Origin of the sequence: Pararhizobium gei, from assembly GCF_029223885.1 — a bacterium.
GTDB lineage: Bacteria > Pseudomonadota > Alphaproteobacteria > Rhizobiales > Rhizobiaceae > Pararhizobium > Pararhizobium gei.
Map to the genome: position 1 here is coordinate 3,392,855 of NZ_CP119409.1, position 19,939 is coordinate 3,412,793.

General features: G+C 59.4%; 23 protein-coding genes and 1 tRNA gene. 14 read left to right on the forward strand and 10 right to left on the reverse strand.

The genetic code is table 11. From position 1 onward, the window contains the following. Positions 1-84: 84 nt before the first annotated feature. Positions 85-336 carry a hypothetical protein gene (locus tag PY308_RS16485; RefSeq protein WP_275784586.1) on the reverse strand — a complete coding sequence of 84 codons (252 nt, stop codon included), beginning with the start codon at positions 334-336 and terminating at the stop codon, positions 85-87. Between the two features lie 87 nt (positions 337-423). On the opposite strand from PY308_RS16485, the gene PY308_RS16490 reads away from it, so the two are divergent. Both PY308_RS16490 and ku (PY308_RS16495) read left to right on the forward strand, forming a co-directional pair. Continuing rightward, on the forward strand, positions 424-660 hold the full coding sequence (locus tag PY308_RS16490; protein ID WP_275784590.1) for a hypothetical protein: 237 nt from the start codon (positions 424-426) through the stop codon (positions 658-660). 35 nt (positions 661-695) lie between these two features. Then, on the forward strand, positions 696-1,490 hold the full coding sequence (gene ku / locus PY308_RS16495; protein ID WP_275784593.1) for a non-homologous end joining protein Ku: 795 nt from the start codon (positions 696-698) through the stop codon (positions 1,488-1,490). 101 nt (positions 1,491-1,591) lie between these two features. On the opposite strand, the gene ku (PY308_RS16500) is transcribed toward ku (PY308_RS16495), so the two are convergent. After that, positions 1,592-2,455, reverse strand: coding sequence for a non-homologous end joining protein Ku (gene ku / locus PY308_RS16500; RefSeq protein WP_275784596.1), 864 nt, complete (start codon positions 2,453-2,455; stop codon positions 1,592-1,594). A gap of 155 nt (positions 2,456-2,610) precedes the next feature. Between ku (PY308_RS16500) and PY308_RS16505 the strand changes: the two genes are divergently transcribed. Then, positions 2,611-2,901: a hypothetical protein gene (locus PY308_RS16505; protein ID WP_275784599.1), complete on the forward strand. Its 291-nt coding sequence runs from the start codon at positions 2,611-2,613 to the stop codon at positions 2,899-2,901. Between the two features lie 111 nt (positions 2,902-3,012). Here PY308_RS16505 and PY308_RS16510 read toward each other — a convergent pair. Beyond that, positions 3,013-3,097 (reverse strand) — tRNA-Leu (locus tag PY308_RS16510). Positions 3,098-3,274: 177 nt separating this feature from the next. On the opposite strand from PY308_RS16510, the gene PY308_RS16515 reads away from it, so the two are divergent. Together PY308_RS16515 and PY308_RS16520 are read left to right on the forward strand one after the other, a co-directional pair. Continuing rightward, positions 3,275-3,862 (forward strand): YqaA family protein, encoded by a 588-nt coding sequence (locus PY308_RS16515; RefSeq protein WP_275784601.1) that lies wholly within the window; start codon positions 3,275-3,277, stop codon positions 3,860-3,862. A 16-nt stretch (positions 3,863-3,878) separates the two neighbouring features. Next, positions 3,879-4,388 (forward strand): disulfide bond formation protein B, encoded by a 510-nt coding sequence (locus PY308_RS16520; RefSeq protein ID WP_275784604.1) that lies wholly within the window; start codon positions 3,879-3,881, stop codon positions 4,386-4,388. Positions 4,389-4,435: 47 nt separating this feature from the next. Here PY308_RS16520 and PY308_RS16525 read toward each other — a convergent pair whose 3' ends face one another. Continuing rightward, the gene (locus PY308_RS16525) at positions 4,436-4,993 is read right to left on the reverse strand and encodes an HNH endonuclease (RefSeq protein WP_275784607.1); all 558 of its coding nucleotides are present in this window, start codon (positions 4,991-4,993) and stop codon (positions 4,436-4,438) included. Between the two features lie 108 nt (positions 4,994-5,101). Next, on the reverse strand, positions 5,102-5,749 hold the full coding sequence (locus PY308_RS16530; RefSeq protein WP_275784609.1) for a DNA-3-methyladenine glycosylase family protein: 648 nt from the start codon (positions 5,747-5,749) through the stop codon (positions 5,102-5,104). A gap of 94 nt (positions 5,750-5,843) precedes the next feature. Between PY308_RS16530 and gluQRS the strand changes: the two genes are divergently transcribed. Then, positions 5,844-6,731: a tRNA glutamyl-Q(34) synthetase GluQRS gene (gluQRS, locus tag PY308_RS16535; protein ID WP_275784611.1), complete on the forward strand. Its 888-nt coding sequence runs from the start codon at positions 5,844-5,846 to the stop codon at positions 6,729-6,731. On the opposite strand, the gene PY308_RS16540 is transcribed toward gluQRS, so the two are convergent. Further along, positions 6,726-7,652 carry a YihY/virulence factor BrkB family protein gene (locus PY308_RS16540; protein WP_275784614.1) on the reverse strand — a complete coding sequence of 309 codons (927 nt, stop codon included), beginning with the start codon at positions 7,650-7,652 and terminating at the stop codon, positions 6,726-6,728. The two genes, gluQRS and PY308_RS16540, sit on opposite strands and share 6 nt — an antisense overlap. Before the next feature lie 86 nt (positions 7,653-7,738). Here PY308_RS16540 and PY308_RS16545 point away from each other — a divergent pair, with 86 nt between their 5' ends. The 7 genes from PY308_RS16545 to PY308_RS16575 all read left to right on the forward strand — a co-directional run bounded on the left by PY308_RS16545 (position 7,739) and on the right by PY308_RS16575 (position 13,277). After that, entirely contained in the window at positions 7,739-8,572 is an 834-nt protein-coding gene (locus PY308_RS16545; protein WP_275784617.1) for an SDR family oxidoreductase, read from the forward strand. A gap of 24 nt (positions 8,573-8,596) precedes the next feature. After that, positions 8,597-8,794: a twin transmembrane helix small protein gene (locus tag PY308_RS16550; RefSeq protein ID WP_275784622.1), complete on the forward strand. Its 198-nt coding sequence runs from the start codon at positions 8,597-8,599 to the stop codon at positions 8,792-8,794. A gap of 3 nt (positions 8,795-8,797) precedes the next feature. Next, a complete protein-coding gene (locus tag PY308_RS16555; RefSeq protein ID WP_275784625.1) occupies positions 8,798-9,376 on the forward strand; it encodes a cob(I)yrinic acid a,c-diamide adenosyltransferase in 579 nt (192 codons plus the stop codon). Positions 9,377-9,409: 33 nt separating this feature from the next. Further along, positions 9,410-10,204, forward strand: a complete 795-nt coding sequence (locus PY308_RS16560) for a rhomboid family intramembrane serine protease (RefSeq protein WP_275784627.1) — start codon at positions 9,410-9,412, stop codon at positions 10,202-10,204. Between the two features lie 272 nt (positions 10,205-10,476). Beyond that, the gene (locus PY308_RS16565) at positions 10,477-11,226 is read left to right on the forward strand and encodes an electron transfer flavoprotein subunit beta/FixA family protein (RefSeq protein WP_275784630.1); all 750 of its coding nucleotides are present in this window, start codon (positions 10,477-10,479) and stop codon (positions 11,224-11,226) included. Between the two features lie 23 nt (positions 11,227-11,249). Next, positions 11,250-12,179 carry an electron transfer flavoprotein subunit alpha/FixB family protein gene (locus PY308_RS16570; RefSeq protein WP_275784632.1) on the forward strand — a complete coding sequence of 310 codons (930 nt, stop codon included), beginning with the start codon at positions 11,250-11,252 and terminating at the stop codon, positions 12,177-12,179. 225 nt (positions 12,180-12,404) lie between these two features. Then, on the forward strand, positions 12,405-13,277 hold the full coding sequence (locus PY308_RS16575) for a 3-hydroxybutyryl-CoA dehydrogenase (protein ID WP_275784634.1): 873 nt from the start codon (positions 12,405-12,407) through the stop codon (positions 13,275-13,277). Between the two features lie 150 nt (positions 13,278-13,427). On the opposite strand, the gene PY308_RS16580 is transcribed toward PY308_RS16575, so the two are convergent. From PY308_RS16580 to argH, 4 genes are all read right to left on the reverse strand, one after another. Next, a complete protein-coding gene (locus PY308_RS16580) occupies positions 13,428-16,061 on the reverse strand; it encodes a TIGR02302 family protein (protein ID WP_434064160.1) in 2,634 nt (877 codons plus the stop codon). A 156-nt stretch (positions 16,062-16,217) separates the two neighbouring features. Further along, positions 16,218-17,486, reverse strand: a complete 1,269-nt coding sequence (gene lysA / locus PY308_RS16585; RefSeq protein WP_275784638.1) for a diaminopimelate decarboxylase — start codon at positions 17,484-17,486, stop codon at positions 16,218-16,220. Positions 17,487-17,498: 12 nt separating this feature from the next. After that, complete coding sequence (lptM, locus tag PY308_RS16590) at positions 17,499-17,693, reverse strand: LPS translocon maturation chaperone LptM (RefSeq protein ID WP_275784641.1); 195 nt, start codon at positions 17,691-17,693, stop codon at positions 17,499-17,501. 84 nt (positions 17,694-17,777) lie between these two features. Continuing rightward, entirely contained in the window at positions 17,778-19,181 is a 1,404-nt protein-coding gene (gene argH, locus PY308_RS16595; protein ID WP_275784644.1) for an argininosuccinate lyase, read from the reverse strand. 42 nt (positions 19,182-19,223) lie between these two features. On the opposite strand from argH, the gene tlpA reads away from it, so the two are divergent. Continuing rightward, positions 19,224-19,892 carry a thiol:disulfide interchange protein TlpA gene (gene tlpA, locus PY308_RS16600; RefSeq protein ID WP_275784647.1) on the forward strand — a complete coding sequence of 223 codons (669 nt, stop codon included), beginning with the start codon at positions 19,224-19,226 and terminating at the stop codon, positions 19,890-19,892. Positions 19,893-19,939: the final 47 nt, after the last annotated feature.

Genomic DNA, 19,939 nt, shown 5'->3' on the forward strand with positions numbered 1-19,939 from the left:
GTGTTAATTCTTACCCTTGATCAAGTCCCACGCCCAGCGCTCGCCTAAAAGTCCATGCACAATGAACGGATGAACCGCTTGTCGTCAAGGAGCAGAGGCTGGCCAATCATTGGCTGGATCAGTTTCAACCGGAGTATCCACCGGATCCGGATCGGCGCTGTAGACGGAACGTTGCGCCTTCACGACTTCTTCGATAGCCATGAATATCTCCGGTGCAGTCCAACCTGCCGTTACCGCCTCATCGACGAGCTGTCTGATCGGTGCGTCCAGATGCCCCTCACATTCCAGGCTTCGGTTCATATCCCCAACGGGATGGGTTGGTGCCGCGATGCGCATACTGCTCTCCTTTCAGGGCAGAAACTCCAGGCGGGGTACAACGTTCCGCACAGCTTGGCGATTTCCCTCATACGGATGAGGTCCGGGTTGAAAGCGCGCGCCGACGCGGTGGGAACCATCGTGCGCCTTTTACGTTTCGGTCCAAAGGAGAACCTCATGTCGAAAATCAAAGACTACGTGAAGTCGCTGGCCACCGAGGTGAACGGAAAAGCGGAAAAAACCGATCCGGAGAAAGGCGATGTCAAAACGAGATCCATGCCACAGAAGCCGGACCCGGAAGAAGTGCAATATCCTGGTTATTTCAAGGACGGCGGCAGCCTCTAAACCTTTGCCAAGACAGCAGCAACAGAGTTCTTCCCATGGCGTCGCGATCTTTCTGGAAGGGTTACCTGAAATTATCGCTGGTGACGTGCCCTGTGGCCATGGTGCCGGCCACCACCGAAACGCAACGAGTCCGTTTTCACACCCTTAACCGAAAGACGGGCAACCGTGTTTCGAGCCGTTATGTGGACGCCGTGACCAACAAGCCTGTTGACGAAGATGATGAGGTGAAGGGCTATCCCCGCGGCGAGGATGATTATGTCATGCTTGAAGACGAAGACATCGATGCGGTAGCGCTTGAAAGCACCCGCACCATTGACATTGATGTCTTCGTTCCCCGCGAAAACATTGATTGGATTTGGTACGACACGCCGCATTATTTGACGCCGAACGACAAGGTGGGAGAAGAGGCCTTTGCGGTTATCCGGGAAGCAATGGCCAAATCAAAGGTGGTCGGGATATCGCGGCTGGTTATGTACAGGCGTGAAAGGGCAGTCATGCTTGAGCCGCGCGGAAAAGGTATCATTCTATGGACCCTGCGTTACGGCGACGAAGTCCGCGATCCCCAGGATTACTTCAAATCTGTCGGCAAGACGAAGAGTAGTGGCGAACACCTGAAACTGATGGAAAAATTTATGACGGTGCATTCACGATCTTGGGATCCGTCGATCGTCGAGGATCCCGTTCAGGACCGTCTCTTGGATATCATCGCGGCCAAAAAGAAGGGCAAAAAGAACAAAGCAGCACGTCCACCCAAGGAAAGCGCGCCAAGCAATGTGGTCAATATCATGGATGCGCTACGAAAGAGCCTGGCGGAAGGAAAGCGGAAATAGGATTCGGTTAGCCGGCGCATCAGTCCAGTCTGCCGTCGCTAGTGACCGTTAGTCGGGACGCGTGCTTCAAATGCTGCGAAATGTCCGCACTTAGATAAGAATTAGCTGGCCTTTTTCGCCGGTGTTTTCCTGGCGGGTGATTTTTCAGCAGACTTTGATGCTGCGGTTTTCTTGCCTTTGCTCTTGGCGGTCCCGGTACCCGCACTTTGCCGCAATGCCTCCATGAGATCGACCACCTTGGTCGGCTGAAGCGCCGGTTTCGGCTTGATCTTGCGGCCTTCGATCTTAGCCTTGACCATTTCGGCGAGAGCCGCCTCATATCTGTCCTCGAAGGTCCCCGGATCGAACCTCCCCATCTTGGTGTTGATGATATGGGCGGCGAGATCCAGCATTTCGCTCTTTATTTCGAATTCAGGAGCGTCCTCGAAAGCCTCGTCGGCCGAGCGAACCTCATAGTTGAAATTCAATGTCGAAGCCATCAGGCCCTGGTCGTGCGGCTGAATGAGGAGCGTGCGCACCCTGCGAAACAGCACCGTTTCGGCGATCGCCGCCATCTTCTTCTTTTTTAAAGCGTCACGAACGAGTCCGAAGACCTCCTGGCTCGCCTTGTCAGCCGGCGCCAGATAATAGGGCTTGTCCAAGTAGACGTCGTCAATATCGCTCCAGCCGATAAATGCCTCGACATTGAGGGTCTTGTCTGCGTGCGGAACGGCAGCGGCGACTTCATCCGGTTCAAGGACAACATAATCGCCGTCCGTGACCTCATAACCCTTGACTTGATCCTCCCGCTCCACCGGCTTGCCAGTCTCGCTGTCGACAAACTCCCTGTGGAGACGATTCCCGGTTTTTCTATTGATCATATGGAAAGCAATGCGTTCCGCCGTCGAGGCGGCCGTGTAAAGCGCCACGGCACAACTCAATTCGCCAACCTTCAGAAAACCCTTCCAGTTCGCCCGCGGCGCCATGCCTTACTCCAATCGATTGGCAGGGGAATGCGGTGGCATTGTTTTGGTTCCGGAACGTTTGACAGGCAAAAAATAAAAATGACTGGAACTTATAGAATCGACGCCGGTTTTTTGATCCGTAACGGCCCTGTTAACGAACAATGAGGAGAATGATCATGAAGATTTTCGCAATCACCGTCTTGGCACTTGGCATGGCAACCGCACCGTCCTTTGCCCAATCCACAACCGTGGATACCATGCAGCCAAAAGCTGAAAACTGCACCGTTCCCGGCGCAGACAACGTCAACTGCAAACCCAATGCGGCTGGTGGAGCCATGAGCACCGATACGATGAGCACCGGCGCTATCGCGACACCGATGGAAGCTGATCCGAATGCCAAAGCCCGGTCGCAAGCTGACTGCGAAGTTCCAGGTGCCGACAACGCAAATTGCCGCGCCGGCCAGTAATGATTTTACAGGCCAGTGATGACTTCAAGGGGATCCGGCGAGCTCCGGTTCCCCTTTTTATGCCATCTCTCATCAAACTGAATAATTCTCGGCGGCTCGGCGGAAGGCGAATGGTGCCCCATGCCGGAATCGAACCAGCACTCCTTTCGGAACTCGATTTTGAGTCGAGCGCGTCTACCAGTTCCGCCAATGGGGCACGGCTATTTCCAGCGGTAGCAGAAAGCGTTTACACGATGGGTTTCGCGCCGGTCAACCGTGATTTTGACGAAGCGGCTGCCGGATTCACAAAACTGTGCGGTTCGCATCTGCAGCAAATGATTTACAGCATTGGCATTCCTGCCTAAAAGGCTTCGACGCCAACGGGAATGCCCTTATGCTGCGCAGACTGTACGATTGGACCATGTCGCTTGCCGGCCGTAAATCGGCAGAGGTTTGGCTCGCTGTTATCGCTTTTGTCGAAAGCTCGGTTTTTCTTGTGCCTGCCGACGTGCTGTTCCTGCCGATGGCCCTGGCACGGCCTGAGCGCGCATGGCGCTATGCGCTTGTGGCAACGGTCGCCTCGGTGTTGGGGGGCATTGCCGGATGGTACATCGGCCATTATGCGTTCGAGACGCTGGCCAAACCCATCCTGCATTTCTACGGCAAACTCGAAGCCTTCGAGACGATGAAGTCCTCGGTCGGCTATGAGACCCTCGTTCTGCTCCTGGTGACGTCAGGCCTGGCGCATCTGCCGCCTATCAAGGTCGTGACGATCCTGTCCGGTGCCGCCAATATCAATCTCGGCCTGTTTATCGTCACGGCCATTGTGGCGCGGGGCGCGCGGTTTTTCCTGCTGGCCTGGTTGCTGCGTCGCTACGGCGAGGAAATTCGGCATTTCATCGAAAAACGGCTTGGGCTTCTGGCGGCTGTCGCGGCCGGCTTGCTGATAGCGATGTTTGCAGCCTATCGTTTCCTTGTCTGACCTGGTGGAGCATTCCTTGACCGATAGCATCATCCGGCCCGTCCGCGGGCTTTTCAGTTCCCTCGCGGTCACCCTTGGCATGGCCGTGACTATAGGAGGCGCGCTGGCCTTCGAGCATCTCGGCGGCTACATCCCCTGCGCGCTCTGCCTGATGCAGAGGACGCCCTATTACTGGGGCATACCATTCGGCATTCTCGCCATCGTCACCTGCGCATTGAAAATGCCGGCCTGGCTGACCCGCCTGCTGTTGGTGATTATCGGCCTGCTGATGCTGGCAGGCGCTGGCATTGGGATCTATCATGCCGGGGTCGAGTGGCATTTCTGGGCAGGCCCTGCCAGTTGCGCCACGACCGCATCGGGCGTTTCCTCGAATGTCGGCGATCTGCTCGGCGATCTCGACAGCAAACATGGACCCTCCTGCACGGATGCGGCCCTCCGGGTGCTGGGTCTATCTTTTGCCGGATGGAACGTCATCGCCAGCCTCGTGCTCGCGGCAATTGCTTTGCGCGGTGCCGCAAAGGCGTAAGCGTCGCCACACCTGCCCACAGCTAACGCACCCTTTGCGGCCAACCGTTATGGCTGCAGCTCGACATCCCAGTAGAGGTAATCCATCCAGCTGTCATGCAGATGGTTCGGCGGAAAAAGCCGGCCATTGTTGTGCAGGTCCTGAACCGTCGGGTGAAACGGCTTCTGGTGCGGGAACATCCCGGCCTGCTTCGGCAGCTTGCCGCCCTTTCGCAGATTGCAGGGCGAACAGGCGGCAACGACGTTTTCCCAGGTCGTCTGGCCGCCGCAGCAGCGGGGGATGACATGGTCGAAGGTCAGGTCGTCGGGAGAACCGCAATACTGGCACTCGAAACGGTCCCGCAGAAACACATTGAAACGTGTGAAGGCGGGATGGCGCGAGGGCTGGACATAGCTTTTGAGGCAGACGACGCTTGGCAGACGCATCGAAAAACTGGGTGACGAAACCTGGTGGTCATATTCAGCCAGGATATGCACGCGGTCCAGAAAAACAGCCTTGATCGCGTCCTGCCAGGACCAGAGCGACAAGGGATAGTAACTCAGCGGCCTATAGTCAGCGTTCAGCACGAGCGCCGGTAGGCCGTGTGGTGAGACTGCAATCGTCAAGCCAGTATACTCCTGCTCGATTCGGCACTTTCACATTCTATATTAGGCGTGTTGCGTCAAGATTGTGAAGCCAAAACCAAAAAGGAAACATAAGATTCGCTTTTGTCCTCAAAGTCCCGTTGGAACGCCGTCCCGCCGCATCTGCGTTGCGTAATAAGCCCAGAACAACCGCGCGGCGACGCTGCGCCAAGGAGCCCAGAGCTCCGTCAGTTGTTCGAGTTCACGGGCAGACGGCCGGACCTCCAGCATCAGCGCGTGGCCGACGGCATTCTGCAGCGCGACATCGCCGACGGGGAAAACATCCGGGTGCCCGGCGCAGAACAAGAGATAGACCTCGGCCGTCCAGCGTCCGACGCCCTTGATCGCGGTCATCTTGCGGATGGCGGCGGCCGCCTCCATCTCGCAGATGGCCGAAAGGTCGAGGTCTTCCGCACCCACGGCATTCGCGACCGCGCGCAAGGCGTCGGCCTTGGCGCGCGACAGGCCTATCTCGCGGCAATCCTGATCCGTGACGGCAAGAAATGACGCGGCGGTAATTTTGCCCAGCCGCCCCTCCATCCGCTGCCAGATGGCTGCCGCACTGGCCTTCGACACCATTTGCGAAACAATGATATTGGCGATGCCGGAATAGCCCGGGTCCATGCGGCGAAGGGGCACAGGCCCTGCCTTGACAACTACCGGCTCCAGCCGCGCATCAAGCATGACCAGTCCCTGCAAACCGGCGGCGATATCGTCATGTGTCCGAATGATCCGCATCGTCCGTCCTTCAGCGCTTGCAAGTCGAAATCGGGAACAAATTGCAGGACCAGAAACCATGGCTCGGCAGTTTCTTCCATGGCAAGATGAAGCCATGAATCCGCTTTTGTCAAAACCACGTATCTTCCGCTTCGCACCCAGCCCCAACGGCCGGCTGCATCTCGGGCACGCCCTCTCCGCCTTCCTCAACCATGACAAGGCACGAGAAAAAGGCGGACGGTTCCTGCTGCGGATCGAGGATATCGATACGACACGCTGCACGCCGGAGTTCGAAACCGCGATCTATGAAGATCTGGCCTGGCTCGGGCTCGCATGGGAAAACCCGGTGCGGCGGCAGTCGGACCATCTCGATCTTTACCGGGACGCTCTCGACAGGTTGTTCGAACGCGGTCTTGTCTATCCGGCTCTCCTCAGCCGCGGCGAGATCAAGGCGGCTGTCGCAAGATTTGAGGCGGAGGGCAAACAATGGCCCCGCGATCCCGACGGCACGCCGCATTATCCGGGGACCGAGCGGACATTGTCATCGGCCGGCCGACGGGAAATCCTCGATAGCGGCAGGCCGCACGCATTGCGACTCGATATGGGTAACGCGATCGCACAGCTTGATGCCGGGTTGAGCTGGCAAGAAACAGGCGCCGGTCCGCAAGGTGAAACAGGCCTGATTGCAGCCGACCCGGCCGCATGGGGCGACGTGGTTCTCTCGCGGTCGGACGCACCCTCCAGCTACCACCTGGCCGTCACGGTCGATGACGCGTTACAGGGCGTCACCGATGTCGTGCGTGGCCGTGATCTTTTTCACGCAACGGCGGTGCACAGGCTGCTGCAGCACCTGCTCGGCCTGCCTGAACCGGGCTATCACCATCACCGCCTGATTCCGGGAGCCGACGGGCGAAAGCTCTCCAAGAGCAACGGGGATACCGGCATTGTCGCCTTTCGCGAAGCAGGACGATCGCCCGGCGACATCAGGGCCATGGTCCTATAGGACGCGCTCCTTGGGCACCTCATTGGATATGTCGCCCATCTGTTCCGTTCCGTCCCTTGCGTTGCGGAACCGCTGGATCACCATGCGCTTGACCTTGTATTTCATGATCGCGGCATTGATTTCCGCGCCGATGATGAAGATCGCGCCGACGATGTAAAGAAACACCAGGGCCACCATGATCGAGGCAAGGCCCGCATAGGTCGAGACATAATTGGCGAAGGTTGCGAGATAGGACGCGAAGACATAGGCACCGACGGACCAGGCCACCAGCGTCAGGATAATGCCCGGTAATACATCCATGATCTTGCGCTTGCCGTCGGGCAACCACAGATGACTGACGATCAGGCCTGTCGTGAGCATGACGAAGACGCCGGCGAGGCTCCAGCTATCGATCACCGACAACAGTCCGTTGAGCCAGGGAAGATATGTTCCCGCATAGCGGATCGCCAGCGGCACGGCGACGAGAAGAATGCTGACGATGGCGAGGACGAGGACGCCGGCCAGCACGAAGGCGAGGCTGGCGATGCGCGTCTTGTACCAGGCCCGGCTTTCCGCCACCCGATAGGCGCGATTGAGCGACACCCTGAGCGCCTCGACGCCATTCGAGGCAAAATAGGCGGCAGCCAGCACCGAAACGGTCAGCAGGCCACCGCGCGGAATGGTCAGGACCTGTACCACCTCATCCGAAATCGGCTTCGCAATCGATTCCGGCCATGTGTCGAAAATGAAGTGGACCGCCGTGATGGCGAACTGGTCGGCACCGAGAAAGCTGCCGAGCGCCGTTCCGAAGATCAGGAACGGAAAGATCGCAAGCAAGGTGGACAGGGCGACATGGCTCGCCATCGCCCAGCCGTCATCCTCGCTGAAATGCCAGACAGCGTCGAACACGACCTTCCAGGCGATACGAACGAAAGCCGGCATTCAAACTGTCTCCCGCTGCTGCCCGGATTGTAACCCGTTCCCGAATATGGGAAACCGGACTGCAATTTCTACAGGGATAAACCAGAATGACCGACCGTCCCACGATAATCGTCACCGGCTGCTCGTCAGGCATCGGTGCATGGTGCGCCCGGGCGCTTCAGAAAGATGGCTGGCGCGTGTTTGCGACCGTGCGGCAGGAAAAGGATCTGGCCCCCCTCGAGCAGGACGGCATCGAAGCCTTCCGGATGGATTACACCCAGCCGGAGGAGATAGCCGCCCTCGTCGACCAGGTCTTTGCCCGCACCGGCGGCAAGCTTGACGCGCTGTTCAACAATGGCGCCTATGGCCAGGCCGGTGCCGTGGAAGACCTGCCAGTAGAAGCTCTGCGGCTTCAACTGGAAACCAATGTGATCGGCTGGCACGACCTGACCCGGCGTGTCATTCCGGTCATGCGGGCGCAGGGCCACGGACGCATCGTCCAGTGCTCATCCATCCTTGGCATCGTCCCGTACAAATGGCGGGGAGCCTACAATGCCTCGAAATTCGCTCTGGAAGGACTAAGCCTGACGATGCGCATGGAACTGTCGGGAAGCGGCATCGAGGTGAGCCTGATCGAACCCGGGCCGATTGCATCGCGCTTCACGGCAAATGCCGCGACCTATATAGAGCGCTTCATCGACCTGAAAGGATCGGTGCATGCCAGGGAATATGAACGGCAGATGCGCCGGCTGAAAGGCGAAAGCGCGCCGGCGAAAGGCAGACTGGAACCGGATGCGGTGTATGCTGCGCTGAAACGCGCATTGACGGACAGATATCCGAAGCCACATTACATCGTGACGACGCCGGCGAAGCAGGGAGCCATGCTGAAGAAGCTGCTCCCTGCAGCGGTGTTCTACAGGATCATCGGGCGTCTCGGCTGACACCAAGGACGAAAGTAAATCGACATGAACAGTTTCCTGACCTTCCTGACGTTGCTCGTCATGGGCCTCGTGGTCATCGTTCTCATCCGCGGTCTCTTCAACATGGCCAAGGGTGGCAACAGCAACACGTCCAACAAGCTGATGCAGGCGCGTGTGCTTCTGCAGGCCTTGGCTGTCGCACTTATTATGCTGACGCTCTGGTTGACCGGCGGCGGGCGCTGACGGATGGTCAAGCTGAACAAGATCTACACCAGAACCGGCGACGACGGCACCACGGGGCTGGCGCTCGGCCCGCGGCGTCTGAAAAGCGACCTGCGCGTCGAGGCCTACGGCACGATAGACGAGACCAATTCCGTCATCGGCGTCGCCCGCCAGCACACCGGCGCGTTGAGCGATCTCGACGCGATGCTCATGCGCATCCAAAACGACCTGTTCGATCTCGGAGCTGATCTTTCCACGCCGGACACTGGGGAAACCCTGGCTTACGAGCCCCTGCGGATCATCGCAGCGCAGGTCGATCGTCTCGAGGGTGAAATCGACGCCTTGAATGCGGATCTCGATCCCTTGCGCTCCTTCGTCCTGCCTGGCGGTACTGCCGCTGCAGCAGCGCTTCACGTTGCCCGCACCGTGGCACGGCGCGCAGAGCGGCAGATGGTCGAACTGGCCCGTGTCGAAGGCGAAATCGTCAGCATCGAAGCACTGGCCTATATCAACCGGCTTTCGGATTTCCTTTTTGTCGCGGCCCGCTGGACCAACGACAGGGGTCGCGGGGATGTGCTTTGGGTTCCGGGAAAAAACAGGTAGGTTCAGGCTTTACCATCGGCGTTCGGGGACCCCATGTTTATACCGCTGCACGACGCGAACGCCCTGAAGCACATCAAGGTCCAGTATGTCACGATCGGCCTGATCCTCATCAATATTATCGCCTGGCTCGTCACCGGTCCGCTTCTGGCGCCTGAGAGTTTTTCCAATGCGACGCTGATGGGGCTCGGATATATTCCCGCCGTTTCCTTCGACTTTGCGCGGTTGACGCCGGAACTGATACTGGTGCCCGATGAGGCGACCTATGTCACCTATGCCTTCCTGCACGGCGACTTCTGGCATCTGGCAAGCAACATGCTCTTCCTTTGGGTCTTCGGGGACAATGTCGAGGACGCGCTGGGCCATGTCCGCTATCTGATCTTCTATCTCCTGTGTGCTGCAGCCGGCGCTCTCGTCCACGGACTGATCAACACGGCTTCGGAAGCTCCGCTGATCGGCGCATCGGGCGCAATTTCCGGTGTCGTCGCGGCTTATTTTCTCCTGCATCCGAAGGTGCGGGTCTGGGTACTGGTGTTCTTTCGCATTCCGCTGCCCCTGCCGGCCTTCATCCCGTTGGCGCTCTGGATCGGCCAGCAATTCATCATGCTGGTCATCGATCCGGAAAGCGGCATCTCGTGGGGCGCGCATGTCGGCGGTATTCTCGCCGGGCTCCTTCTGGTGGTCTTTCTGCGACGTCGCGGGGTGCCGCTTTTCGACCGCACCATCGTCACGCCTCGCGCTGTTGAGCATGTCGAGGCAACGGCGGTGAGTCCACAGCCTCCCCACTCAAGCGACGGTGCAAAACGAACGCCTTGGGGCAGACCCTCCTGAAGTGAACTCCATGTCCAGCCGCGATCCCTTAAAACAGTCCCATGAAGTTCATCTGCCTGCGGACATCCCAAGCCGGCACTAAATCGAGACAGGGCCATTATGCATATTGACGCGCACGTAAACGTCAGTATTTTTCACGCGGCAATCTGACGGCAACTGGTACGGCGAAGATTGTAATTGGAGAAAAAACGCGTATCGATGTCGCCATCCGACGATCGGGCCAGAGCCTGAAAGCGCATTTTCCGGGCAGACATTTCCTAAGGAAGGACATCATGAAAATCCTTGTCACCGTCAAACGTGTCGTCGACTACAATGTAAAGATCCGGGTGAAGCCGGATGGTTCGGGCGTCGAACTGACAAACGTGAAGATGTCGATGAACCCGTTCGACGAAATCTCCGTCGAGGAAGCCCTTCGTCTGCGGGAAGCCGGCAAGGCGACCGAGGTTGTCGTGGTCTCCGTTGGTCCGGCCAAGGCCGAGGAAACGCTGCGCACTGCGCTTGCCATGGGCGCCGACCGCGCCATCCTGGTCGAGACCGAGGATCAGGTCGAGCCGCTTGCCGTTGCCAAGATCATCAAGGGTGTGGCGGAAGCCGAACAGCCCGGCCTGATCATCGTCGGCAAGCAGGCGATCGACGACGATTCCAACCAGACCGGCCAGATGCTGTCCGCCCTCTTGGGCTGGGCGCAGGGCACCTTCGCCTCGAAGATCGAAATCGGTGACGGCAATGCCTCGGTCACCCGCGAGGTCGATGGCGGTCTGCAGACGATCGAAGTTAAGCTGCCAGCCGTCGTTACCACCGATCTGCGGCTGAATGAGCCACGCTACGCCTCGCTGCCGAACATCATGAAGGCAAAGAAGAAGCCGCTCGACAAGAAAACACCCGCCGACTTCGGTGTTGACACGAGCCCACGGCTCAAGGTTCTGAAGACCGAGGAGCCCTCCGGCCGCAAGGCGGGCATCAAGGTCAAGACCGTCGCCGAACTGGTCGAGAAACTCAAGACAGAAGCCGGCGTGCTCTAAGCAACGGATAGGAGATCAGACATATGGCCATTCTTCTTCTGGCTGACCACGACGCCGCAACCCTGTCCGACCAGACCGCCAAGGCGCTGACGGCTGCTTCCAAAATTGACAGCGATATCCACATTCTCGTCGCCGGCAAGAACGCACAAGCCGCGGCCGATGCAGCGGCAAAGCTCGCGGGCGTGACCAAGGTCCTGCTCGCCGACAGCGACGACCTTGTCAACAACCTCGCCGAGCCGCTTGCCGCCCTCATCGTTTCGCTGGCGCCCGCCTATGACACGATCATCGCAGCGGCCACATCGACAGGCAAGAACGTTCTGCCGCGCGTTGCAGCCCTGCTCGACGTCGTCCAGATCTCGGAAATCACGGAGGTTCTCTCGGCCGATACGTTCAAACGCCCGATCTATGCCGGCAATGCCGTCCAGACGGTGCAGACGAGCGAGGCGAAAAAGGTCATCACCGTTCGCACCGCCTCGTTTGCATCTTCAGGGGACGGCGGATCGGCTGTCGTGGAAATCGTCTCGGCGGCGGAAAACCCTGGCCTCTCGACCTTCGTCGCGGACGCGCTGTCCTCGTCGGACCGGCCGGAACTGACCTCGGCGAAAATCATCATTTCCGGCGGTCGCGCGCTCGGCTCCTCCGAAAAGTTCCAGGAAGTCATCCTGCCGGTGGCCGACAAGCTCGGCGCCGCCGTCGGCGCATCGCGTGCAGCAGTGGACGCGGGCTACGCCCCCAACGATTGGCAGGTCGGCCAGACCGGCAAGGTGGTGGCGCCGCAACTCTATATCGCCGTCGGTATTTCCGGCGCCATCCAGCATCTGGCAGGGATGAAGGATTCAAAGGTCATCGTCGCTATCAACAAGGACGAGGAAGCCCCGATCTTCCAGGTCGCGGATTATGGTTTGGTCGGCGATCTCTTCGTGATCCTCCCGGAACTCGAAAAGGCGCTGTGAAAGCCTCCTGTTCCGATTTTTACGGCCGCGTCTTTCAGGCGCGGCCGTTTTCTTTTGGCGGGCTCCTTGCCTGTTTTGTGGCGCGATATGGATGGAATAAAGGCTGGAAAAACCCGTGGGATGCCTTTATCACTTGACGCAGAAGCGCCCGCGCTGACACGGGTTTTACCCTTCAGGTAAAAACGCCAGCGCGCCCGCCCTTTCTCACGAATGGAAATCGGCTCGATGATCAAAAATGTCGGAATTGTTGGTGCTGGACAGATGGGCTGCGGCATTGCCCAAGTATCGGCCACGGCGGGGTACAAGGTTCACATTTACGATATTTCCGGCGACCGTATCGAAGCCGGCCTTGCGACCATCAACGGCAACATGGCGCGGCAGGTGTCTTCCGGGAAACTCACGGACGATGAACGCAAGAAGGCCCTGTCCCTGATCAAGGGCTCCTCCGACGTCAATGACCTCTCCCAAGCCGATCTGGTCATCGAGGCAGCGACAGAGGACGAGAGCGTCAAGCGCAAGATCTATGGCCAAGTCTGCCCCGTGCTGAAGGATGATGCAATTCTCGCCACCAACACCTCATCCCTGTCGATCACGCGCCTTGCCTCGGCGACAGACAGGCCGGAACGCTTCATGGGCATTCATTTCATGAACCCCGTCCCGATCATGAAGCTGGTCGAACTGGTACGCGGCATCGCCACCGAGGAAAAGACCTTTGCATCCGCCAAGCAGTTCGTGACGGCGCTCGACAAGACCATCACCGTGGCCGAGGATTTCCCGGCCTTCATCGTCAACCGCATTCTCCTGCCTATGATCAACGAGGCCATCTACACGCTCTATGAAGGCGTCGGCAGTGTCGATGCGATCGATACGGCAATGCGGCTTGGCGCAAACCATCCGATGGGCCCTCTGCAGCTTGCCGATTTCATCGGGCTCGATACGTGTCTGTCCATCATGCAGGTGCTCCATGACGGTCTGGCCGATTCGAAATACCGCCCCTGCCCGCTTCTGGTAAAATATGTCGAAGCCGGCTGGCTCGGACGAAAGTCCGGCCGGGGCTTCTACGACTATCGCGGCGAGACACCGGTGCCGACACGGTAACTGCCGCGTGCAGCAAGCCAGCGACTGGTGCCCGTCCCTCGGCTCATTTCAGACAAAGCACACCTTGGCCTGCCGCGAGAGAATACGTGCTCGATGTCATCGCTTGATGCCTCAAAACAGTCCATGCTCGAACTAAAGAGTAGCTGGCGTTTACCGTATATCCAGCAACCGCTCCAGATATTGCCGCTCGGTTTCGGGCGATGAATTGGTCCCGAGGCGGCGGCGGATTTCTTCCAGGATCTCGCGGGCGCGCTGCGTATCGATCTCATCGGGAACCTTGACCTGATCACCAAAATCAGGCCCAGCATTCTGCTGGCGGCGTCCAAGCGGATCGCGGCCGTTCTGCCCGTACTGGGGTACACCCGGTCCCTGGCCCTGACCCTGGCCTTGCCCTTGACCCTGCTGCATCATTTCCTGGGCACCCTGACGGAGCGCCTGCAGGGCACGGCCTTGACTGCCAAGCGCCTGCTCGCCCTGGCCCTGGCCGAGGGCTCCCGCGGCCCCCTTCATTTCACGTCCGGCCTCGCCAAAACCCTTGCCCGGCTTGATGCCCATGCCTTCGAGACCCTTCTCGACCTCGCCCAGCTGCTTGCCAAGCTGCTCCTGCTGCGCCTTCAGATCCTTCAGGGCCTGCTTCAACTGCTCTTCGGTCATCTGGTCCATAGGCCCAGGCTGCTGATTTTCGCCCTGCTGCTGTTGCTGCTGCTGGTCGAAAAGCTCCTGATCTTCGCCGAGCGGGTCGCCGCGCTGCATGCGGTCGCGCAGCGCCTGGTCGAATTTGAACGTCTCGTCCATCAGCTGCTGTTGCTGCTGCATCAATTGGCCGAGCTTGTCCATCTGCTCGCGCATCTGGCTGTTTTCCTGCCCCTGCTGCTGTTGCTGTTGCATGCGCCCGGCCTGAAGATTGTTCATCATCCGCTGCATTTCGGCGAGCAACTGCTTGGCTTGATCCTTGGCTCCGGACTTGGCGAGGTTTTCGATCTGGTTCATCATCTTTTCCAGATCCTGCTGCCGCAGCACATGGTTCTGGTCGGGATTGGCAGCCATCTGCGGGTTCTTCGCGGCCTGTTTTGCCAGCGCCTCCATATATTCCTGCATCGCCGCGCGCAGCTCCTGCATAAGCTTGGCGATCTCCTCGTCCGGCGCACCTTTTTCGAGGGCTTCGGAAAGCTTCTGCTGGGCATCCCTCAGGCGTTTGTCGGCCAGCGCCATATCGCCGTCCTCGATACCAAGCGCAATCTCCCAGAGATGGCCGGCAGCGTCGCGCAGCATATCGTCGTTGCGGGCCATGGCCATGCGGCTGCGGGCGGACTTCAGCAAAAGGAAATGGGTGAGGTTCGGGATCGTCTCATCAGGGCGCACCATCAGCGCGTCATTGAGGTCCAGGGCCTCCGGCAACTGATTGGCGTCGAGGGAGAAGACCTGCCTTTGCTCGGCGACGGCACCAGCCAGCGGCTCGAAGAACTGACGCGCCGGCAGCACCATCTCCTGCGGCACGCTGCGCCCCTCCTGCCCTGCAGCATCCCTGGCGACCAGGGTTATCCGCACGGACTTGCCGGAAAGAGGATGTTCGCTGAGGTTTCTGCTTGCCATCCCCTTGGCGTCACGGGCATTGCGCCTGGGCAGGTCCAGCCTGTATTCCGGCAGGGGATAGAGCGGACGGACGCCTTCGGCCGCATCCTCGAGCGGCACGATTTCCGCCCAGGCGTCCTGAAGACCGTAGTCGTCCTTGGCGACAAAGCCAATTTCCAGCGCGGCATTTACAGTCGCCCGCGGAATGCCATCGAAGGCGATGTCCGGCACGCTATCGGGAATAACGGTGAAGGACCATGTTTCCTTGCCAACCGAAAGCGATCCGTCCCTGGTTATCTTCAAAAGATGGGTCTGGCCGCTCTGGGCGCCGCTTGGAACGGCAGCCTGCTGGCTCTGAGCTTTGTCTATCTCCGCCGGTTTCTCTTCCTTGACCGGCACGACCAGCGGCTGAGCCGCGCCCTGCTCTTGATAAACGACGGCTGTCGGCTCGCCACCGCCCGTGATGCGCACTGTGAGTTCGCTGAACTGCGGAATACGAAGGACGTCATTGCCGGCAGGCGAAGGCTCGGCACCCTCGCGGGCCGTCAGGAAAACCGGCGCCTTGCCGGTATAGGCCGGAGGTGTTACCCAGGCATCGATACGCACGTCCGGCTTCATCTCCACCGGCTGGGGCGGGTGAAAGATATCCGAAAGCTGTCCGGCACGGTTCGAATAGGAATAGGCAAAGGCAAGGCAGGCAATCAGCACGGGAACCGCACGCCAGCCGTACCGGTCGGTGCGGGCAATATCCGGCCGTGGCAACCCTGCCTCCAGCGTCCCTATCATCCGCGCCATGCGCGTCTGGTGCTCCTGCCACAGCGCCTGACCAAAGGCGCCGCTGGTCGCGGGCCGGTCCTCCTGCACCCTGATCGCCTGATGCGGCAGATTGTTGCGCTCCTCGAGCATCCGGTCCGCATCGCCATCGCCGGGAAGGCGCAGCCGGAGAAGCGGTACCAGCGTAAGCACGAACAGAGCCGCAAAGGACAAGAGTACCGTGGCATGAAGCCACCCTGGCATCGAACGGAAAAGGCCGAACCACGCTGCCGACACGAAAATCATGATGACGCCGAGCAGCGGCAGCGCACGGGGCGCGGCACTTTCAGCCAGAAGAACGGCGCGCATCGATATCCGCTTGGCAGCAAGGACCCTCGCAAGGCCTGCTGTAGCCGGATCTGCTTTCGCTATAGGGACGTCCTGCCGGATTTTCGTCATACGCTCCCTTTCGGCGTCGCCGGAGTCTGCGTTCGAAGCTGAAAGAAGGATAACATTCTTTGTGGCAAAGACGAGGGCGGTCGCGTGATCGTGATCGCTTTTCCCGGTTGCAACGAGACAATGCCCGCGATCCCCTATCGAAAGGGCTTGATCATATCAGGCAAGCCAGTCCGGAACGGAATCGAGACCGATCAGCGCATCGTAGCTGCCGCGTGGCCGAATCACGTGAAAACGGTCTTCCTTGACCAGAACTTCAGGCACGAGAAGGCGGCTGTTATAGGTGCCAGCCTGCACCGCGCCATAGGCGCCGGCCGTGCCGATGGCGAAGAGGTCGCCGGGCTTCGGCATGGCCATTTCCCGGTCCAGCGCCAGATAGTCTCCGGTTTCGCAGACCGGTCCGACAATGTCAGCCTTGATGCGCGGCGCGTTGGCAGCGGAAATCCGCACTGGCCGGATTTCATGGTAGGCGTCGTAGAGCGTCGGGCGGATCAGGTCGTTCATCGCGCCATCGACGATGACGAAAGTCTTCGAGCCGCCATCCTTCACATAGATGATCTCGGTCACAAGAATACCGGCATTGCCGACGATCAGTCGTCCCGGTTCCATGACGATCTTGCAGCCGAGTTCGCGCAGCTGATCCTTGACGATCTCTGCGTAGGCATCCGGCAGCGGCGGCGGATTGTTGTCCTCTTTGTAGGGAACGCCGAGACCGCCGCCGACATCGACATGATCGATCGCGTGGCCATCAGCGCGCAACAGGTCCACCAATTCGCGCAGCAGCTTGAACGCATCCTCGAACGGCTGCAGCTCGGTGATCTGGCTGCCGATATGCATGTCGATGCCTGTCACGCGAATTCCCGGCAGGGTCGCGGCATAAGCATAGACGGCCCGGGCGCGCTCATAGGCAATACCGAACTTGTTTTCTTTTCTGCCGGTCGAAATCTTTGCATGCGTCCTTGCATCGACATCCGGGTTGATGCGGAACGAGACATGGGCCTGCTTGCCGAGACGCACAGCGCGGGAATTGAGGATTTCCAGTTCCGGCTCGGATTCGACGTTGAAACAGTAGATACCCGCCTCAAGCCCGAGGTCCATTTCGCCTGCCGTCTTGCCGACCCCGGAAAACATCACCCGGTTCGCCGGAATGCCCGCCGCCATCGCACGACGCAATTCTCCGCCCGAAACCACATCGACGCCGGCACCGAGGCGGCCAAGCGTCTTCAGCACCGCCTGGTTCGAATTGGCCTTCATCGCGTAGCAGATCATTGCATCCACGTCGGAAAAGGCTTTCGAGAAGACCGAGTAGTGTCGCTCCAGCGTCGCGGTGGAGTAGCAGTAAAATGGCGTTCCAACAGCCTTGGCGATGTCGATAACGGACACGTCTTCGGCAAAAAGAACGCCGTCGCGATAGTCGAAATGGTTCACGGGAATGCTCTGTTACAGGAGGGGATCAAGCAGGAACGGTCGGTCCGGCGTCTCGGGCTGTTTCTGCTCACTACCGGCTTGCTTGCGCGTATTGACGGGTTCGGCGGAGCCGGGCCGATCGAGATCGCCCTTTCGGCCGCAGCTCGACAAGGTCAGCGCGGTGACAGCGAGTGCCGTAAGCAGGAGTTTTGAGTGTCGCAGATGCATGATGCTTCCCGGTCGGGCGTCTCTGACGGTGGTTGTAGAAGACACATATCGGCTTTTCAGGGTGTTGTGCACCCTGTTTTTTGCTCAGTTCCGCGCCCGCCACCAGGCGATCTGCTTCTTCACCTCGCTCGGCGCCGTGCCACCGAAGGACGTCCGGCTCGCGACCGACGCCTCGACGGTCAGCACATCAAAGACTTTGTCTGTGATATCGGGATGAATGGCCTGAAGCTCCTCGAGCGAAAGCTGAGCAAGTTCGCAGGCCTTCTGCTCGGCAAGCGCCACGGCCCGGCCGGTGACATGGTGAGCGTCGCGGAAGGGCAAGCCGGCTTCCCGCACCAGCCAGTCGGCAAGGTCGGTTGCGGTCGAATAACCTGATCCCGCAGCCGCCTTCATTCGGTCCACGCGGATCGTCATGTCGCGCACCATGCCGGTCATGGCGGCAATCGCCAGTTCCAGGCTTTCGGCACTGTCGAACACCTGTTCCTTGTCTTCCTGCATGTCCTTGGAATAGGCAAGCGGCAGACCCTTCATGACGGTGAGCAGCGCGATCAGGGAGCCGTTGATGCGGCCGGTCTTGGCGCGCACCAGTTCAGCCGCATCCGGGTTCTTCTTTTGCGGCATGATCGAGGAGCCGGTGGAAAAGGCATCCGACAGACGCACGAAGCCGAATTGCGGCGTCGACCAAATGACGATCTCCTCGGCGAGCCGGGACAGATGCACGGCGCAGATCGAGGCGATCGACAGGAATTCCAGGGCGAAATCGCGGTCCGACACGGTATCGATCGAGTTGCGCGTCGGCTCGCGGAAACCGAGCGCCTTGGCTGTCATATGGCGGTCGATCGGAAAGCCGGTGCCGGCCAGCGCCGCAGCGCCGATCGGGCTTTCGTCCATATGTTCGATGGCATGGCGCACGCGCTGCCGGTCGCGGCCGAACATCTCGACGTAAGCCATGCAGTGATGGCCGAAGGTAACCGGCTGGGCGGTCTGCAGATGGGTGAAGCCGGGCATCACCGTCTCCGCATGCTCTTCGGCGCGGTCAAGGAAGGCTGAAATCAAGGCCGTAAGCATGCCTTCGCATTTCTGCAGCTCTTCCTTCACCCAGAGGCGAAAATCGAGCGCCACCTGGTCGTTGCGCGAGCGGGCGGTATGCAGGCGTCCAGCGGTAGGGCCGATAAGATCGCTCAGCCGCGCTTCGATATTCATATGAATGTCTTCGAGCCGCCGGGAGAATTCAAACTGGCCGCTCTTTATTTCTGACAGGATCGTGTCGAGACCGTGAACGATCTTGTCTTTATCCTCAGTCGAAATAATGCCTTGATGCGCCAACATGGTTGCATGCGCCATTGAGCCGCGGATGTCTTGGGCGAAAAGCTTCTTGTCGAACCCGATCGAGGCATTTATCTCCTCCATGATCGCCGCCGGTCCTTCGGCAAAGCGTCCGCCCCACATCTGATTGGAGGATTTCGGTTCCGATGTGCCGTCAGCCATGAAGATGCCCGCCTTGAGGATAGTTCCGCTTTGGAAAAACAGATGACAGACAGGAAGAAACGTCTTCCCGCCGCCAGACTGGTGATGATCGCAGCCCTTTTCGGGCTGATCGCCGGTGCGGCAGCGGTATACGTCAGGGAAAGCGGGTCTGGCAATGGTGCCGCAGCCGAAATAGCTGCCGCTGATGCCTGTCTCATGGCGAAGGACAAGGTCGCGGCGATCACGCCCTTCCTCAAAGGACAGGTGGCCGCGATGGCGCCCGTCGCCATACCGCGCCCGCTGACAGGACTTACCTTCAAGGACAAGGACGGCAAGGATCTGACACTGGATGATTTTGCCGGAAAGACCGTGCTCCTCAATCTCTGGGCGACATGGTGCGTTCCGTGCCGGGAAGAGATGCCTGCCCTCAATGCGTTGCAGACGGTCGAGGGCAGCGAACGGTTCGAAGTCGTTGCCGTCAACATCGACATCGGCGACGACGACAAGCCGAAACGTTTTCTCACTGAAACCGGCGTGCACGAACTCGCCTATTATCGGGATGCCTCGATGGGCGTTTTCAATGCGCTGAAGAAAGAAGGTCTCGCCTTCGGTCTTCCGGTGACGTTGCTGATGGATGACAGGGGCTGCCTGATCTCATCGATGAACGGACCGGCTGCCTGGGACAGCGACGATGCAAGGGGGCTCATCCGAGCCGCAGTCAACCGACAGTGAGGACAAGAGACCTTGTCGATCAAAATCGCGGTATTCAGAAGCCTTCT

Bases quoted from the DNA above. Each gene is read 5' to 3' on its own strand.
- PY308_RS16560 (WP_275784627.1), top strand. From the start codon at position 9,410: ATGTTTATACCGCTGCACGACGCGAACGCCCTGAAGCACATCAAGGTC.
- tlpA (WP_275784647.1), top strand. From the start codon at position 19,224: ATGACAGACAGGAAGAAACGTCTTCCCGCCGCCAGACTGGTGATGATC.
- PY308_RS16530 (WP_275784609.1), bottom strand. From the start codon at position 5,749: ATGCGGATCATTCGGACACATGACGATATCGCCGCCGGTTTGCAGGGA.
- PY308_RS16505 (WP_275784599.1), top strand. From the start codon at position 2,611: ATGAAGATTTTCGCAATCACCGTCTTGGCACTTGGCATGGCAACCGCA.
- gluQRS (WP_275784611.1), top strand. From the start codon at position 5,844: ATGAATCCGCTTTTGTCAAAACCACGTATCTTCCGCTTCGCACCCAGC.
- PY308_RS16550 (WP_275784622.1), top strand. From the start codon at position 8,597: ATGAACAGTTTCCTGACCTTCCTGACGTTGCTCGTCATGGGCCTCGTG.
- PY308_RS16555 (WP_275784625.1), top strand. From the start codon at position 8,798: ATGGTCAAGCTGAACAAGATCTACACCAGAACCGGCGACGACGGCACC.
- lptM (WP_275784641.1), bottom strand. From the start codon at position 17,693: ATGCATCTGCGACACTCAAAACTCCTGCTTACGGCACTCGCTGTCACC.
- PY308_RS16575 (WP_275784634.1), top strand. From the start codon at position 12,405: ATGATCAAAAATGTCGGAATTGTTGGTGCTGGACAGATGGGCTGCGGC.
- ku (WP_275784596.1), bottom strand. From the start codon at position 2,455: ATGGCGCCGCGGGCGAACTGGAAGGGTTTTCTGAAGGTTGGCGAATTG.
- PY308_RS16565 (WP_275784630.1), top strand. From the start codon at position 10,477: ATGAAAATCCTTGTCACCGTCAAACGTGTCGTCGACTACAATGTAAAG.
- PY308_RS16570 (WP_275784632.1), top strand. From the start codon at position 11,250: ATGGCCATTCTTCTTCTGGCTGACCACGACGCCGCAACCCTGTCCGAC.
- PY308_RS16580 (WP_434064160.1), bottom strand. From the start codon at position 16,061: ATGACGAAAATCCGGCAGGACGTCCCTATAGCGAAAGCAGATCCGGCT.
- ku (WP_275784593.1), top strand. From the start codon at position 696: ATGGCGTCGCGATCTTTCTGGAAGGGTTACCTGAAATTATCGCTGGTG.
- PY308_RS16485 (WP_275784586.1), bottom strand. From the start codon at position 336: ATGCGCATCGCGGCACCAACCCATCCCGTTGGGGATATGAACCGAAGC.
- PY308_RS16545 (WP_275784617.1), top strand. From the start codon at position 7,739: ATGACCGACCGTCCCACGATAATCGTCACCGGCTGCTCGTCAGGCATC.
- argH (WP_275784644.1), bottom strand. From the start codon at position 19,181: ATGGCTGACGGCACATCGGAACCGAAATCCTCCAATCAGATGTGGGGC.
- PY308_RS16540 (WP_275784614.1), bottom strand. From the start codon at position 7,652: ATGCCGGCTTTCGTTCGTATCGCCTGGAAGGTCGTGTTCGACGCTGTC.
- PY308_RS16515 (WP_275784601.1), top strand. From the start codon at position 3,275: ATGCTGCGCAGACTGTACGATTGGACCATGTCGCTTGCCGGCCGTAAA.